General features: G+C 69.0%; 11 protein-coding genes. 3 read left to right on the top strand and 8 right to left on the bottom strand.

Annotated elements, in window-relative coordinates; all coding sequences use genetic code 11:
* Positions 1-19: 19 nt before the first annotated feature.
* The 3 genes from pgi to DJ019_RS13120 are packed head-to-tail and all read right to left on the bottom strand — an operon-like array spanning position 20 to position 4,412.
* On the bottom strand, positions 20-1,624 hold the full coding sequence (pgi, locus tag DJ019_RS13110) for a glucose-6-phosphate isomerase (RefSeq protein WP_111276477.1): 1,605 nt from the start codon (positions 1,622-1,624) through the stop codon (positions 20-22).
* Positions 1,625-1,634: 10 nt separating this feature from the next.
* The gene (locus tag DJ019_RS13115; protein WP_111276478.1) at positions 1,635-2,252 is read right to left on the bottom strand and encodes a thioredoxin family protein; all 618 of its coding nucleotides are present in this window, start codon (positions 2,250-2,252) and stop codon (positions 1,635-1,637) included.
* A 42-nt stretch (positions 2,253-2,294) separates the two neighbouring features.
* On the bottom strand, positions 2,295-4,412 hold the full coding sequence (locus tag DJ019_RS13120; RefSeq protein WP_111276479.1) for a protein-disulfide reductase DsbD family protein: 2,118 nt from the start codon (positions 4,410-4,412) through the stop codon (positions 2,295-2,297).
* Between the two features lie 135 nt (positions 4,413-4,547).
* Between DJ019_RS13120 and DJ019_RS13125 the strand changes: the two genes are divergently transcribed.
* A complete protein-coding gene (locus tag DJ019_RS13125) occupies positions 4,548-4,940 on the top strand; it encodes a hotdog family protein (RefSeq protein WP_111276480.1) in 393 nt (130 codons plus the stop codon).
* A 146-nt stretch (positions 4,941-5,086) separates the two neighbouring features.
* Here DJ019_RS13125 and DJ019_RS13130 read toward each other — a convergent pair whose 3' ends face one another.
* Complete coding sequence (locus DJ019_RS13130; RefSeq protein WP_111276481.1) at positions 5,087-5,884, bottom strand: SapC family protein; 798 nt, start codon at positions 5,882-5,884, stop codon at positions 5,087-5,089.
* A 174-nt stretch (positions 5,885-6,058) separates the two neighbouring features.
* Between DJ019_RS13130 and DJ019_RS13135 the strand changes: the two genes are divergently transcribed.
* Positions 6,059-6,934, top strand: a complete 876-nt coding sequence (locus tag DJ019_RS13135; protein WP_111276482.1) for a MaoC/PaaZ C-terminal domain-containing protein — start codon at positions 6,059-6,061, stop codon at positions 6,932-6,934.
* Between the two features lie 17 nt (positions 6,935-6,951).
* Positions 6,952-7,746 (top strand): acid phosphatase, encoded by a 795-nt coding sequence (locus DJ019_RS13140; protein WP_111276483.1) that lies wholly within the window; start codon positions 6,952-6,954, stop codon positions 7,744-7,746.
* On the opposite strand, the gene DJ019_RS13145 is transcribed toward DJ019_RS13140, so the two are convergent.
* The 4 genes from DJ019_RS13145 to DJ019_RS13160 all read right to left on the bottom strand — a co-directional run bounded on the left by DJ019_RS13145 (position 7,743) and on the right by DJ019_RS13160 (position 13,695).
* Positions 7,743-8,291 carry a GNAT family N-acetyltransferase gene (locus DJ019_RS13145; protein WP_111276484.1) on the bottom strand — a complete coding sequence of 183 codons (549 nt, stop codon included), beginning with the start codon at positions 8,289-8,291 and terminating at the stop codon, positions 7,743-7,745. The genes DJ019_RS13140 and DJ019_RS13145 overlap by 4 nt on opposite strands.
* Positions 8,288-9,166 carry an N-carbamoylputrescine amidase gene (gene aguB, locus DJ019_RS13150; protein ID WP_111276485.1) on the bottom strand — a complete coding sequence of 293 codons (879 nt, stop codon included), beginning with the start codon at positions 9,164-9,166 and terminating at the stop codon, positions 8,288-8,290. The genes DJ019_RS13145 and aguB overlap by 4 nt, the downstream gene beginning before the upstream one ends.
* Positions 9,166-10,158, bottom strand: coding sequence for an agmatine deiminase family protein (locus DJ019_RS13155; RefSeq protein ID WP_111276486.1), 993 nt, complete (start codon positions 10,156-10,158; stop codon positions 9,166-9,168). The genes aguB and DJ019_RS13155 overlap by 1 nt, the downstream gene beginning before the upstream one ends.
* 135 nt (positions 10,159-10,293) lie before the next feature.
* Positions 10,294-13,695 carry a TonB-dependent receptor gene (locus DJ019_RS13160; RefSeq protein WP_240606475.1) on the bottom strand — a complete coding sequence of 1,134 codons (3,402 nt, stop codon included), beginning with the start codon at positions 13,693-13,695 and terminating at the stop codon, positions 10,294-10,296.
* Positions 13,696-13,794 lie beyond the last annotated feature (99 nt).

The following is a 13,794-nucleotide window of genomic DNA, read 5'->3' on the forward strand; positions in this document are numbered from 1 at the left end:
CAGGATGGCCCGGCGAGGCCTAGAACTTCAACCGAGCGATCAGCGCGGCCGTAGATGGGTCGTGCGGTGCGCGCGGCCCGCCTTCCAGCTCGGCCAGCACCCGGGTCGCGAGGGTCTTGCCCAGCTCGACGCCCCACTGGTCGAAGCTGTTGATGCCCCACAGCACGCCCTCGACGAAGGTCTTGTGCTCGTAGAGCGCGATCAGGGCGCCCATCCGCCGCGGGTCGAGCCTGTCGAGCAGCAGGAAGCTGGACGGCCGGTCGCCCGGGAAGGTGCGTTGGGGAGCCAGAGTGTCGGCGTCGGGACGCCCGGCAAGCTCGGCCCGGACGTCCGTCTCGCTGCGGCCGACCAGCAGGGCCTCGGCCTGCGCGACGGCGTTGGCCAGCAGTTTGCGCTGGGCCGCCGGATCGCCTTCGGAGCCCTGGCGCACGGCCAGGATGTCGATCGGGACGACGTCCGTTCCCTGGTGCAGGAGCTGGAAGAAGGCGTGCTGTCCGTTGGTGCCGGCGTCGCCGAAGACGCTGGCGGCCGTGGGATGCGCGACCGGCGCGCCGTCGGCGGTCACCCGCTTGCCGTTCGATTCCATCTCGAGCTGCTGCAGGAAGGCAGCGAACAGGCGGAGCCGCTGGGCGTAGGGCACCACGGCCCGGATCGGCCGTCCCAGGCCATTGCGGTTGAAGACGTGAGCCAGCGCCAGCAGGACAGGCGCATTGCGGTCCAACGGGGCGGTCCGGAAGTGATCGTCCATGGCCGCCGCGCCGGCGTGGAGTTCGGCGAAGACATCGTAGCCCAGGGCCACGGCGCAAGAGAGGCCGACGGCCGACCAGATCGAATAGCGGCCGCCCACCCAGTCCCAGAAGCCGAACACCTGGTCGGCGGGGACGCCGAACGCCTGCGCCCGCTCCGGGGCAGCCGACACGGCCACGAGATGCGAGTCGGACGCCGTACCCAGGCTTGAGCGGAGCCACGCGCGGGCGGCCTCGGCATTGGTCAGGGTTTCAAGCGTGGTGAAGGTCTTGGAGACGGTCACCACCATCGTCTCGGCCGGGTCCAGGCCGGTGAGCGCCTGGGCAAGCTCGGCCGGGTCCACATTGGCCGCGAAGCGCAGCTCGATCTGCGGGTCGAGCGGCTTCAGCGCCTCCCAGATCAGCCGTGGGCCCAGGTCGGAGCCGCCGATCCCGATGTGGACGATGGCGCGGAACGGCTTGCCCGTGCAGCCGCGCTTCCCGCCGGATCGGACCGCCTCGGCGAACTCGCGCATCGCGCCCCGCACGGCCTCGACGTCGCGGGAAACCGGTTGGCCCTCGGCGCGGTAGTCCGCGCCGTCGGGGGCCCTCAGCGCCATGTGCAGCGCCGGCCGGCCTTCCGAGGCGTTGACGACCTCGCCGGCGAACAGTCGCTCCCGCGCGGCCTCGATCCCGGACGCCCGCGCAAGATCCAGCATCACGTCCACGTCGGACAGCGACCAGGGGTGCTTGGAGAGATCCAGCTCCAGGCCCGCCGCGTCCAGGGTCAGGCGCGCCAGCCGGTCCGGCTCGGCGTCGAACAGGCCGGCGATGCGGCGACCGCGCGCGGCCGCAGCGGCCGTGTCCAGGGCCGCCCAGGCGGCGTTCACGTCAGGCAAGGGGATCCTCTCAGCCGGCCGAGCCGTACTTCACACTGCAGCCGTAAGGGCGCGTCGCCGCCTGAGCCACCGGCCGGCCGGCTTTCACGTCGGCCAGGGCGGCGCTCACGTAGTTCGTCGCCCCCTTGAGGCTCTCCGGGCTGGCAGATGCCCGGTCGTCGATGCCGCCCATGTAGACCAGCTTGCCGGTCTTATCGATGATGTACATGTGCGGCGTGGTCTTGGCGTCATAGGCGCGGCCGACAGCTCCTGTGGGATCGAGCAGCACCGCGGTGGACGCAGCTTTCTCCCTGGCCTTCCAGGCCTTGGCTTCGGCGCCCGTCAGGTGACCCTGCATGCCCGGCGCGGACGAGACGATGGTCAGCCAGGCGACCCCATCCTTGGCGGCGGTGGTCTGCAGCGACTGCATGCTCCCCGAGTTGTAGTGCTTCTGCACATAGGGGCAGCCGTTGTTGGTCCATTCGAGAACCACTGTCTTGCCCCGGAATTCCGAAAGAGAGCGGGTGCGGCCGTCCGCGTCCACGGCCGAGAAGCCGGGCGCCGGCTGCCCGATCGTCGGCGCGGCGAGCGCGGGGGAGGCGGCGGCGGCGGCGGCCAGCAGGCCGAGGGTGAGGCGTCGATCGATCATCGTCTGCGTCTCCATGCTGGGCGGGAGTGGAATGGCGGACGGTCAGCTCGCGGCGGCGGCGTCGATCGCCTTCACGACGATGCCTTCCGTCAGCAGCGACGGCAGGATAGCGGGCTCTCCGCCCTTCGCGCCATACACGAGGTAGAGCGGGACGCCGGCGCGGCCGAAGGCGGCCAGCTCGGTGGCGATCTGGGGGTCGCGCTTTGTCCAATCGGCCTTGAGGTAGACCGCGTTGTTGCGCGCAAGCGCCTCGGATACGGCCTTGGTCGACAGCGCCACGCGGTCGTTCACCTGGCAGCTCACGCACCAGGCGGCGGTGTAGTTCACCAGTACGGGGCGCCCCTCGGCGCGCAACGCCGCCAGCTTCTCCGGGCTGTAGGTCTGCTCCTCCAGCTCGGCGGCGCCCGATCCCGCGGCGGATCCCGCCTCGGCGTACTGGGGCCAGACCGCGCCCCCCGCCACAGCCACCAGGCCTAAAATCGCGGCGGCCGCGGCAAGGCCGGTCGGTCGGTGACCGAGGGCGTGCTGCCGCTGTGCCGCGCCGGCGATCCAGAGCGCGAGGGCCAGCAGTATGCCGGCTCCCAGGATGCGCGGCACGGCGTCCGCGCCGGCCTGCACCGTGAGCACCCAGACCAGCCAGGCGACAGCCCCATACATCGGGAAGGCCAGCGCCTTGCGGAAGACGTCCATCCACGGGCCTGGCTTGGGCAACCGGTTGATCAGCGCCGGGACATAGGCCACCGCCACGAAGGGCGCGGCGAAGCCGATACCTAGTCCCAGGAAGACCGCGAGCGCGGCGATGGGCGCCTGGGTCAGCGCCCAGCCGATCGCGGGGCCCATGAAGGGCGCCGTGCAGGGCGCGGCCACCACCACGGCAAGAACGCCGGTGAAGAACGCTCCGGTGACGCCGCCGCGGGCGGCGAGGCCAGAGCCCACGCCCTGCAGCGAGGTCCCGACCTCGTAGACGCCGGACAGGTTCAGCGCGACCGCTAGCATCACCAGCGCCAGGATCGCCACGACGGCGGGGTTCTGGAGCTGGAAGCCCCAGCCCACCTCGCCGCCGGCGGCGCGGACGACGATGAGCGCGCCCGCCAGCGCAAGGAATGTCGCCAGCACGCCTGCGCCGAACGCGAGCCCCTGCCGCCGGGCATCTCCATGCGCGCCGCCGTGACCGGCGAGCGAGGCCGCCTTCATGGCCAGGACGGGGAAGACACAGGGCATCAGGTTCAGGATCAGCCCGCCAGCGAAGGCGAGGATCACAGCCGGGATCAGGCCGAGGTTCGCGCCGGCCGCGCCATTGGCCAGCTTCGCAGGCGGCGGTCCGAGGCCGGAGGCCGCGGCCGGCAGCGGCCCCGGCGTGGCCACGACCTCGTACGCCTTTCCTTCCAGCGCCAGAACGCCGCCAAGCTGCGACACCTCGCCCGACTGGAAACCGTAGCCTGGCGTCAGCGTCAGGGTCAGGCCTTCGGGTCCCCGTTCGATCGCCTGGGGCTTGGCATGGTCGATCGCCGACCCTGAGAACGGGAAGAAGTAGGCCCCGGCCATGTCGGCGCCCTTGAGGGCGGCGCCCGTCAGGGCCAGCTTCACGACGTCGCCCTGCTTTTCGAAGGCTCCGGCAAGACCGGCCGGCTTCGGCGCATCCGCGAGGGCCTTGCTGATCTTCCCGCTCCACGTTGGATCGGGCGCCGCCGGGGAGGCCGTCACGGGCAGAGCCAACGTGAGGTCCGCATCCTCCGGAATGCAGATGTCGGCGCAGACGAGGAACTGCGCCTTGGCTGTGAGGGTGATCGTCTCGCCCGGCCGGGCGTCGGCCGGCGCGGTCAGCGTCAGCGGCAGCAACACCTCGTCGGAGTAGCCGTAGTTGACCAGCGGTCCGACGGGTAGCCGGTGCGGCGTGGGCCAGGTGAACTCCGAGGCCGACCACCCTGCCGGCAGGGCCCAGGTGAGTTTGGTCGCCTCGCCGGAGTCGCCAGGATTGCGCCAGTAGGTGTGCCAGTCCTTCTGGATCTGCTGCCGCAGGGCCACCCGGATGGTCTGCCCAGGCGCGATCCCGCGGGTCGATGAGACCAGCTCGGCGGTCAGGTGGCCGGTGTTCACCGGCTGGGCGAATGCTCCGCTTGTGAAGAGGACGGCGCATAGCGCACCCAGCAGAAACCGCATTCCCACCTCAAGGCCTCGACGACTTTACCGCCGCTATATGGCGTGTGGAGGGCCGACACGCAAAGCGGGCTCGACTTGGCGCGTCCACGGGCCATGATCGGGCCGTCGCGTTTCGTGGAATCATGGAGCCTCCGCTTGCCCGCCTCCTTCGACGACATCGAGATCGGCCAGGTCGTCACCCTGGGCGCCGCGGCGGTCGATGCCGCCGCCCTGGAGACGTTCTGCAGAGCGTTCACGCCGGGTTGGACCCTGGATCGCGGCGCGCCGGACGCCATGGTCTTCGCCATCTGGGCGCGCCTCGACGCGGTGGCCGCCACCGATTGGCCCCAGACGAAGCGGCTGGGGGTCGACGCCCTGCGCTGGATGCGCAACCCGCCGGCCGGCGAACTCCTCCGCGGGCGCATGACGGTGATGGCCAAGGACCCGGTCGGCGACGACAAGGGCATTGTCATCGCCCAGCACGACCTGCTCGACGAGGCCGGGCGGCTCGTCTTCTCGTGCCTGACGCGGAGCGTCTTTTCGCGGTGATTTGAGTTCATCCCTCCTCTTCGGGGGAGGGGGCCGGCTCGCCGGCCGGGTGGGGGCGTACGATCGGGCTCTGCGCCTGATCCCGTGATCCCCACCCTGCTCGCCAGAGCGAGCTGTCCCTCCCCTGACGAGGAGGGACGCGAGGCTTACGAGTTCAGCGCCTGCGGTTGTTGCGCGGCCTTGGTCAGGGCCAGGGCCACGAGGCGGTCCCAGCCCACCAGGCTGTGCATGTGGGCGTAGATCTGGCCGAGGGCGCCGTTGTCGCGCAGCTCGACGAACTTCTCCGCCGGCAGGGCGTTCAGCTTGTCCTCGGAGACGCCGAAGTATTCGGCGATCTTCTGGGGCTCGCCGGGCGTGCCGTCGGGGTTGGCCGGGGTGAAGGTGGCGGTCTTGGTCTCGAACAGGTCCAGGTCCTTCAGGAGCTGGACGAAGCTCATGGTCCGCTGACGCTCGACCTCGAAGTTGTTGCAGAACTCGATGCAGTTCTTCGTGTACTCGGTGGGCTCGCCCTTCTCGTCGAAGAACGGCATGTCGTAGCCCTTGTCCGTGATGAACTCGGCCCCACGATCGATGCACAGCACCATCTGCTTGCTGGCGTCGTCGTTCGCGAACACGAACGGATAGCGGCGCACATAGGCCGGGATGTAGATGCCGCTTTCGAACGTGCCGTCATCCTTGACGAACATGTTCTCACCCGAGTTGAGGCCCATCACGGCGATCGGCAGCTTCTCGTCGCCGACGAAGATGATCGGACCGGTCACGGCGGCCAGCGGGAACTCGCCCACGGTCAGCGGGATGGCGTGGCCGGTCTTGGCGAAGCCAAACGGGCCGTCCATGCGCTTGACGCCAAGCTTGGAGTGCAGCTCCTTCGCCAGCGGCTCGGGCTTGGAATAGAACAGGACGTTGCCGGAAAGCTGGCCCGGCGGCATCGGTTGGGTGGCCATCTAGGAAACCTTCGAAACTTTTCTGGGCGCCGCGACCGGCGTTCGGGCGCGCGCGAAGGGGCCTCTCCTAGCCGATCACACCCCTCGCGGCAAATGCGGCGCGGCGCTTGCGCGACGGGCGTTCCGGCCCTTCAATCGCCATACCGAAAAAACGAACATGCAGGGAGGGACGCCATGCCGATCCACTATCCGGACATCCTGGACCAGGGGACTCAGCCGAAGAGCTTCAGCTACGACGACAAGGACGTGATGCTCTACGCTCTGGGCATCGGCCTGGGCGCCGATCCGATGGACGAGACCGAGCTGGCGTTCGTCTACGAGAAGGGGCTGAAGGTCGTGCCGACAGCGGCGACCGTGCTCGCCGGCCGCGGACGCGGCGAGCCGCTGCCGACGAAGCCTGGCCACCGGCCCAGCGCGCCGAACTTCCTGATGCTGGTCCACGGCGAGCAGAAGGTGGAGCTCCACCGGGCTCTGCCGTCGGCTGGAACCTTCACGAGCGAGAGCCGCACGATCGGCGCCTACGACAAGGGCAAGGACAAGGGCGCGGTGCTCGTCTCCGAGACTATCTGGCGCGACGACAAGGGCGAGAAGGTCGCCACGCTCACGGGCTCCAGCTTCTGCCGGGGCGACGGTGGGTTCGGCGGGCCCTCGGAAGGGGCTCCCGAGCCGCACCCGGTTCCGGAGCGCAAGCCGGACCTTTCGGTGGATTTCGCCACCCGCCCCGACCAGGCGCTGCTTTACCGCCTGAACGGCGACCGCAATCCGCTGCACTCCGACCCGGATGTGGCCAAGCGGGCCGGATTCCCGCGACCGATCCTCCATGGCCTGTGCACCTACGGCATCACCTGCCGCGCCGTGCTGCAGGCGATCACCGGCTACGATGCGGACCAGATCCTCAGCCACCAGGCGCGCTTCTCGGCGCCCGTCTTCCCCGGAGACACCATCACCGTCGACCTCTGGAAAGATGGGGGCGTGATCTCGTTCGAGGCCCGGGTTAAGGAACGGGGCGCCACGGTCATCAAGAACGGCAAGACCGTGCTGCGCAGCTGAACAATGGGGGTTGAGCCTTGATCCGTGTCCTGATCACCGCCGCGGCGGTCGTCGCGCTGTCGTCCTGCGCCGCCACCTCTGGGACTCAGCAGGCAGGCGTGGCGCCGGATCCGGCCAAGTCTCAGCCCGTTCCCACCAAGCTGGTGGGCTATCTCCCGAAAGGCGCGCTGGACGGCAAGGCGATCCTGCCGCCGCCGCCCGCGGCCGGTTCTGCCCACGACAAGGCGGACCGGGCCTACTATGAGGAGACCCGCGCTCTCAAGGACAGCCCGCGCTGGAAGGTGGCCCAGCAGGACAACGACCTGTGGCAGGGCGGGGCCCTGAAGCGCTTCTCCTGCGCCCTGGGCGTGGAGATCAGCGAGGCCCAGACCCCGGCCGCCTGGAAGCTGCTGCACAAGATCGAGCTCGACGTGCGCGATGTGGGCACTCCGCCCAAGGACTTCTTTGCCCGCAAGCGGCCGGCGCTCGGCAATGATGCGCCGATCTGCGTGCCGCGCGAGAAGTGGCTGGAGACCAACGCGTCCTATCCGTCCGGACACGCCATGGTCGCCTGGTCCTGGGCGCTGATCCTCACCGAGGCGGCGCCGGCCAAGGCGGACGCCCTGCTGCGGCTGGGCCAGGAGAGCGGCGACAGCCGGGTGATCTGTGGCGTCCACTTCCCCTCCGACACCCAGGCCGGGCGCAACCTCGCCGCCGGCATGGTGGCCCGCCTGCACGCCGACCCGGCGTTCATGGCCGATCTTGAGGCCCTCAAGCGCGAGATTGCGAGCGCGAAGTCGGCGCCGGCGAACTGTCCGGCGCCGGGGGCTTAGGGGCGCTGGATCGCGAAGACCACGTGCCTTCGGAGCGGGTGGTCTTCGGCGAGGCGGGGGTGATCGAAGTCCCGTGAAGGGTCCGCCGCCATCCCGAGCCTGCGCATGACCGCCTGCGAGCGAAGGTTGGTCTGCCCCGTGAAGGCGATGATCTCGCCGACGTCCAGGTGGTCAAAGCCCCAGGCGAGGGCCGCGCGAGCGCCCTCTGTGGCGTAGCCCCCGCCCCAGGCGTGCTGGGCGAGGCGCCAGCCCATTTCGATGGCCGGCCCGACCGGCAGGGCCTCGGGCTTCACGACGCCCAGCCCGATCATCCCGACCAGCACGCCATCCTGCTTGCGTTCGGCCGCCCAGAAACCGAAGCCGTGCTCGGCGATGTGGCCGTTGATGCGGTCCACCATGGCGTCGCTGGCTGCGCGGTCCAGCGGGCCGCCCAGCCACTCCGCCACACGGGGGTCGGCGTTGAGCGCGGCGAACGCCTCGCGGTCCTCGTCGCGCCAGGGCCGCAGGATGAGGCGCTCGGTCTCGATCCTGATCCCTGCGGTCATTGCGGCCGCGGGTTCGCCAGGGCGCCGTAGAGGTCGGTCCGCCGGTCGCGGAAGAAGCCCCAGGCGGCGCGGTGGGTCTGGAGGAAGTCGAGGTCGAAGGTGGCCTTCACCAGCCCCTCGTCCTCGCGGCCGAGGGCGGAGACCAGGTCGCCCCGGTGGTCGGCGACGAAGCTGGAGCCATAGAACTGCTGTCCGCCATTGGGATAGCCGTCCCAGGGCTCGAAGCCCGTGCGGTTGGCCCCGACCACGGGGATGACGTTGGACACCGCGTGGCCCTGCATCGCCCGGCGCCAGGGCGCGGCGGTGTCGAGGGTGGCGTCATGCGGTTCGGAGCCGATGGCGGTGGGATAGAGCAGCACCTCGGCGCCCATCAGGGCCATGGCGCGGGCGCACTCCGGGTACCACTGGTCCCAGCAGATGCCGACGCCGATGCGGCCGAAGCGGGTGTCCCAGACCTTGAAGCCCGTGTCGCCCGGCCGGAAGTAGTACTTCTCCATGTAGCCCGGGCCGTCGGGGATGTGGCTCTTGCGATAGACGCCCATCAGGCTGCCGTCCGCGTCAGCCATCACCAGGCTGTTGAAGTAGTGCGGTCCCTCGCGCTCGAAGATCGAGATCGGGATCACCACGCCCAGCTCGCCGGCCAGCGGGGCCAGGGCTTTCACCGCCGGATGCTCGCGCCACGGATAGGCGGTCGCGAACCAGCGTTCCTCCTGCGCGACGCAGAAGTAGGGGCCCTGGAACAGCTCGGAAGGCAGGATCACCTGCGCGCCCTCGGCCGCCGCTGCGCGGATGAAGCGGGCGGTCTTCTCGATGTTGGCCGTCATGTCCTCGCCGTACGAGGTCTGGATGGCGGCGACGGTCAGTTCGCGAGGCATCAGGCCGGCTCCTGCTGGGTGATGCAGTGGAAGGATCCGCCGCCGGTCAGGATGGCGACGGAGGGCAGGCCGATCACCGTGCGGTCGGGGAACACCTGCTTCAGCGTCTCCACCGCGAACTCGCCGGGCTTCTCTTCATAGATCGGCACGATGACCGCCTGGTTGGCGATCAGGAAGTTCATGTGGCTGGCCGGGATCGGCTGGCCCTCGTCGCCCTCGACCCAGCCTGGGGACGGGATGCGCACGACCCTCAGCTTTTCGCCGTCGGCGTCGGTCATGTGCGCGAGGCGGCGTGCGGCGTCGTCGAAGGCGGCGGCGTTCGGGTCGCCCTTGCCCCAGGCAACCGGAATGGCCACCACGCCCGGGGCGACGAACCGGGCCAGGTTGTCGACGTGGCCGTCGGTATGGTCGTTGCGCAGGCCGTCGCCCAGCCAAAGCAGCTTCTTCGCGCCGAGGCTGTCGCGGAGGGCCGCCTCGGCGTCGCGGTCGTCCCAGCCGGGATTGCGGTTCGCGTTCAGCAGGCACTGGCCGGTGGTCAGCACCGTGCCCCTGCCGTCGTGGTCGACCGCGCCGCCCTCCAGGATGAAGTCATGGCGCACCAGCTCCGCGCCCGAAGCCGCGGCGATCTGCTCGGCCACGGTGTCGTCGTAGGGCAGGTCGTACTTGCCGCCCCAGCCGTTGAAGCGGAAGCCGTGCGCCTTGCCGCCAGCGAAGATCGGGCCGGTGTCGCGCAGCCAGATGTCGCCGAACCGGCCGGGGACGATCTCGATCCCCGCCACGTCGCCCAGCATCCGCCGGGCGGCCGCCTCGCCGTCGGGATGCCCGGTCATCAGCTTCACATGCTCGGCGCCTGGCCCGGCCAGGGCGCGCGCTAGCGCTGCAACCTCGGCCTGGGCGGCGGGGAGGTCGTCTTCCCAGAGGTCCGCGTGGCTGGGGAAACCCACCCACATCGCCCTGTGCGGCGCCCATTCCGGCGGAACGACAAAGCTCATCTGACGACCCATCCCTTCAAAGCCGGGCGCAGATGGCCCCCCCGGTCCCCCGCGTCAAGCATACCCCCAAAAAAGAGAGAGGGGCGGCTGCGTCCCCGCAGCCGCCCCTCGGAAGCTCGAAGTCCCTGGCGGGGCTTAGAACTGGTACTTCAGGCGGACCTGGACGGCCCACAGCGAACGGCTCAGCGGGTTTTCAGTGTTCTTGGTTTCCGCCGAGGTGTTGAAGTTGGTGTAGCGGTAGCGGACGCAGACCGGGCTGCCGGCCGGGGCCGCCGCACCGTTGGCGTCGGCGCACTGGGCGCTGATCACGCGGTTGGCGTCCGTGTACTCTTCGATCAGACCCCAGTCGCTGTCGATCAGGTTCAGGACGTTCTGGACGTCGAGAATGACCTGGAACTTGTGGCCCTTGATGAAGGTCGGCAGGTCCTGCGAGAGCTGCAGGTCGAGCTGGTAGATCTCGGGCTGGTCGTTGGAGCCCGCGCCCTTCGGCACGATCTGGCCCTGCGGCAGGCCGAACTGCTCGACCACGCGACGGAAGTTGTCGCGCGTCGCGGCGCTGTCGAAGGTCACGAAGCCGACGTTCAGGTCGTTCGGGTTCGCGTCGTTGGCGAAGTCCGGCACGTACAGCAGCATGTTGCCGCGGTTGACGCCGAAGGTGGAGCCACGGCCCGAGGCCGGATCGTTCATCACCCAGCTGATCGGACGGCCCGAACGGACCTCCCCGAACAGATTCACGCGGGTGGCCAGGTCGCGGAAGAAGTTCTTCTGGTAGCTGGCTTCGAACTTGAAGCGGTGCTTGATCTCCTCGAACGAGGTTCCGTAGGCCTCTTCGTTCGGATCGAGGCCCGCCGCGCCGCCGCCGTAGAGCGAGTTGGCGGTGGAGCCGAAGCGGCCGCCCGACACCATGTCTTTCTGGTCCTGGTAGGCGTAGCCCAGCAGGACGCCGAGGCCGAAGTCGAAGTCGCGCTGCAGCGTGACGCTGAAGTTCGTCGTCTGACCCCGGTCGGTGTTCAGGGCGATGATGTCGCGGTTCGAACCCGGGTTGGTCGAGGTGATGCCAGCCGCCGCGCGCTGGGCCGCCGTGCCGCCGATGCCGTCGTAACGGATCCGGCCGTCCGGCGTGTACTGCTGGACGCCGCCGACCAGCAGCGGAGTGGCGCGGAAGTCCCTGAACAGCAGCCCGTTGTTCACGTCGGTGTGGACGACGTCGAAGGTCAGGCGCCAGTCGTCGAACACCGGGCTGAAGTTGCCGGCCCAGGTCTCCGCCCAGCCCTGCTCAGGCTGGAACGTCACCGACAGGAAGTACTTCCAGTCGGACGGCATCTGGTACGACGGCAGGAAGGCGTTGACCTCGTTGCTGGGCGGGACGACCGCACCGCCCTGGAAGCCGGTCACGGCCGACGGGATGTCGTAGCCGAAGCGCGGATCGGCGGTGTTGATGTTCAGCGCCGCCGCACCGATCGCCTGGGTGAAGCCCGGGGCGCCGGTCGTGTCGCGGAAGGTGCCATCCGCGTTCCGCTCGATCTGGATGCCCGAGGTCAGGATGCCGGTGTTGCTGTAGCTGTTGGACAGCAGCACGTCGGGGAAGCCGCCCGAGAACAGGCCGGCGCCGCCGTTGACCTTCACCCAGCTCGTCGGTTCGTACTCGAACGACACGCGCGGCATCATCACGCTCTTGCCGTCGTAGGTCGTCTGATTTGAGAAGCCGAGGCGGTTGACGAAGTTCCGGTTGAAGGTCGGCTTGTCGTCGCTCTGGTACCAGTCGTAGCGGAAGCCGGCGGTCACCTTGAAGTTGTCGGTGATCTGCAGCGTGTCCTGGAAGAACGCGCTGTGGACGTAATAGGTGAAGTCCGCCGCCGCATCCTCGGCCACGCCCGTGGTGGCGTTCTGATAGATAAGGCGATTGGCGCGGCCCGCTTGGAAGTCGGCGACGGAGTCGAAGTAGTAGGTCCCGTCAGAGTTCGGCACGAAGATGTTGAACACCTTCTGGCGCTGGCCCTGGTAGCCGAACTTGATCAGGTGCTGGCCCAACGACCACTCGGCTTTCGCCTGAAGCTGGCTGTTGCGGGTCTCCAGGAAGTTGGCGTGCCGGAACTGGTCCGGACCGAAGCGGACCACCGAGGAGGAGCCGCAGCTGGTGGTCGTGTCCCCGCCGGAGTTCACGCTCGTGGGGGCCGAACAGACGGTGATGTCGGCGAATTCCTGGCCGGACGGCGGCTGCTGACGGCGCTCGTAGTCGCGATGCGTCAGGCGGATCTGGGTGCTGAAGTTGTCGGTCCAGCGCGAGTTCAGGTCGAGGACATAGGCGTAGTCCTCTTCACCGGTGAGGTACCACTGCGAGTCCAGGCCGGCCGAGGTGGCGTTGAGGTTGGTCCGGCTGCTCAGCTCCGACAGCGCGTACCGGTTCGTGAACGACAGGCGATGGTTGTCGTTGATGTTCCAGTCGAGCTTGATCGAGTACTTCTCGTCCAGGATCGGCTTGGTGCGGGTGATGTTGCCCGCGTCGAAATCCGTCGCGTACGCGTTGTTGAAGATGCCCAGGATATTGTCGATCGTGGCCTGGGAGATGCCCCGCACCGAGTTCGCGTAGCCGCCGTCGGTCGGGCCGAAGCCGGTGGTGTCGGCGGTCTTGTACTTCTCGTACGACACCGCGAAGAACAGGCGGTCCTGCAGGATCGGGCCCGAGAGGAAGGCGCCGTAGTTTTCCTGGGTGATGGCGGTGTTGACGCGCCGGCCGCGGATCTTCCGGCCCTGCATCCCGTCGTTCAGGTAGTTGACGAAGGCGCTGCCGTGGAAGCTGTTGGTCCCCGAGCGGAGCACCACGTCCAGGGCGCCGCCGGTGAAGTCGCCGTTCTCGACGTCGATCGGCACGGCCGTGACGCTGAACTGCTCGATGGCGTCCAGGGACACCGGGCCGCGGCGGGTCGGCAGGCCGCCCGTGTTCAGGCCGAAGTCGTCCTGGGCCTGGGTGCCGTCGATGGTGATGCGGTTGGTCCGCGGGTTCGAGCCGGCGATCGAAATGCCCGAGTCGCCGCGCGAGTTCTGCGAGACCAGCATGTTGCGGCGGGCAAGGTCGCGGACGTCACGGGTCACGCTCACGACCGACTCCACGTCGACGCGGGTCAGGGTGGACTGCAGGCCGGAGTTGTCGCGGGACAGGTCGCGGGTGCCGGCGATGACCACTTCCTCGACCTCGGCTTCGAGCGAGATGTCGAGGCGCTGGGTCTGGCCGACTTCCAGGTAGATGTCGTTCAGCGTCTTGCTGGGCTGGCCGGGCGCCGTCACCGTCACGGTGTACGGACCGCCGACACGCAGGCCGCGGGCGTCGAACACGCCTTCAGCGTTGGTGCCCGTCACCTGGCGCGTGCCAGACGGCGTGTGGACGAGCGTGACGCTCGCGTTCCGGACCGGGCCGGCAGCGTTCGTCACCGCGCCGCGCACGGCCGAGGTCGTTTCCTGCGCATAGGCGGCGGTTCCCATGCCGCACACCAGCGCGCTCAAAGCCGCCCCGTAGGCGAGCTTCCGCATCGAGATCATTGAGTACCCCTCATCAAGAGATCCGAGCGGCGAAGCCCCAAAGCGTGTCCGCGCGGTCTTGATCGCCCCTATAGCGCCAAAATTCAGGCCGTTGGTGAC

The sequence above is a fragment of the Phenylobacterium kunshanense genome (assembly GCF_003254525.1).
In the GTDB taxonomy this organism is placed as follows: Bacteria; Pseudomonadota; Alphaproteobacteria; order Caulobacterales; family Caulobacteraceae; genus Phenylobacterium; species Phenylobacterium kunshanense.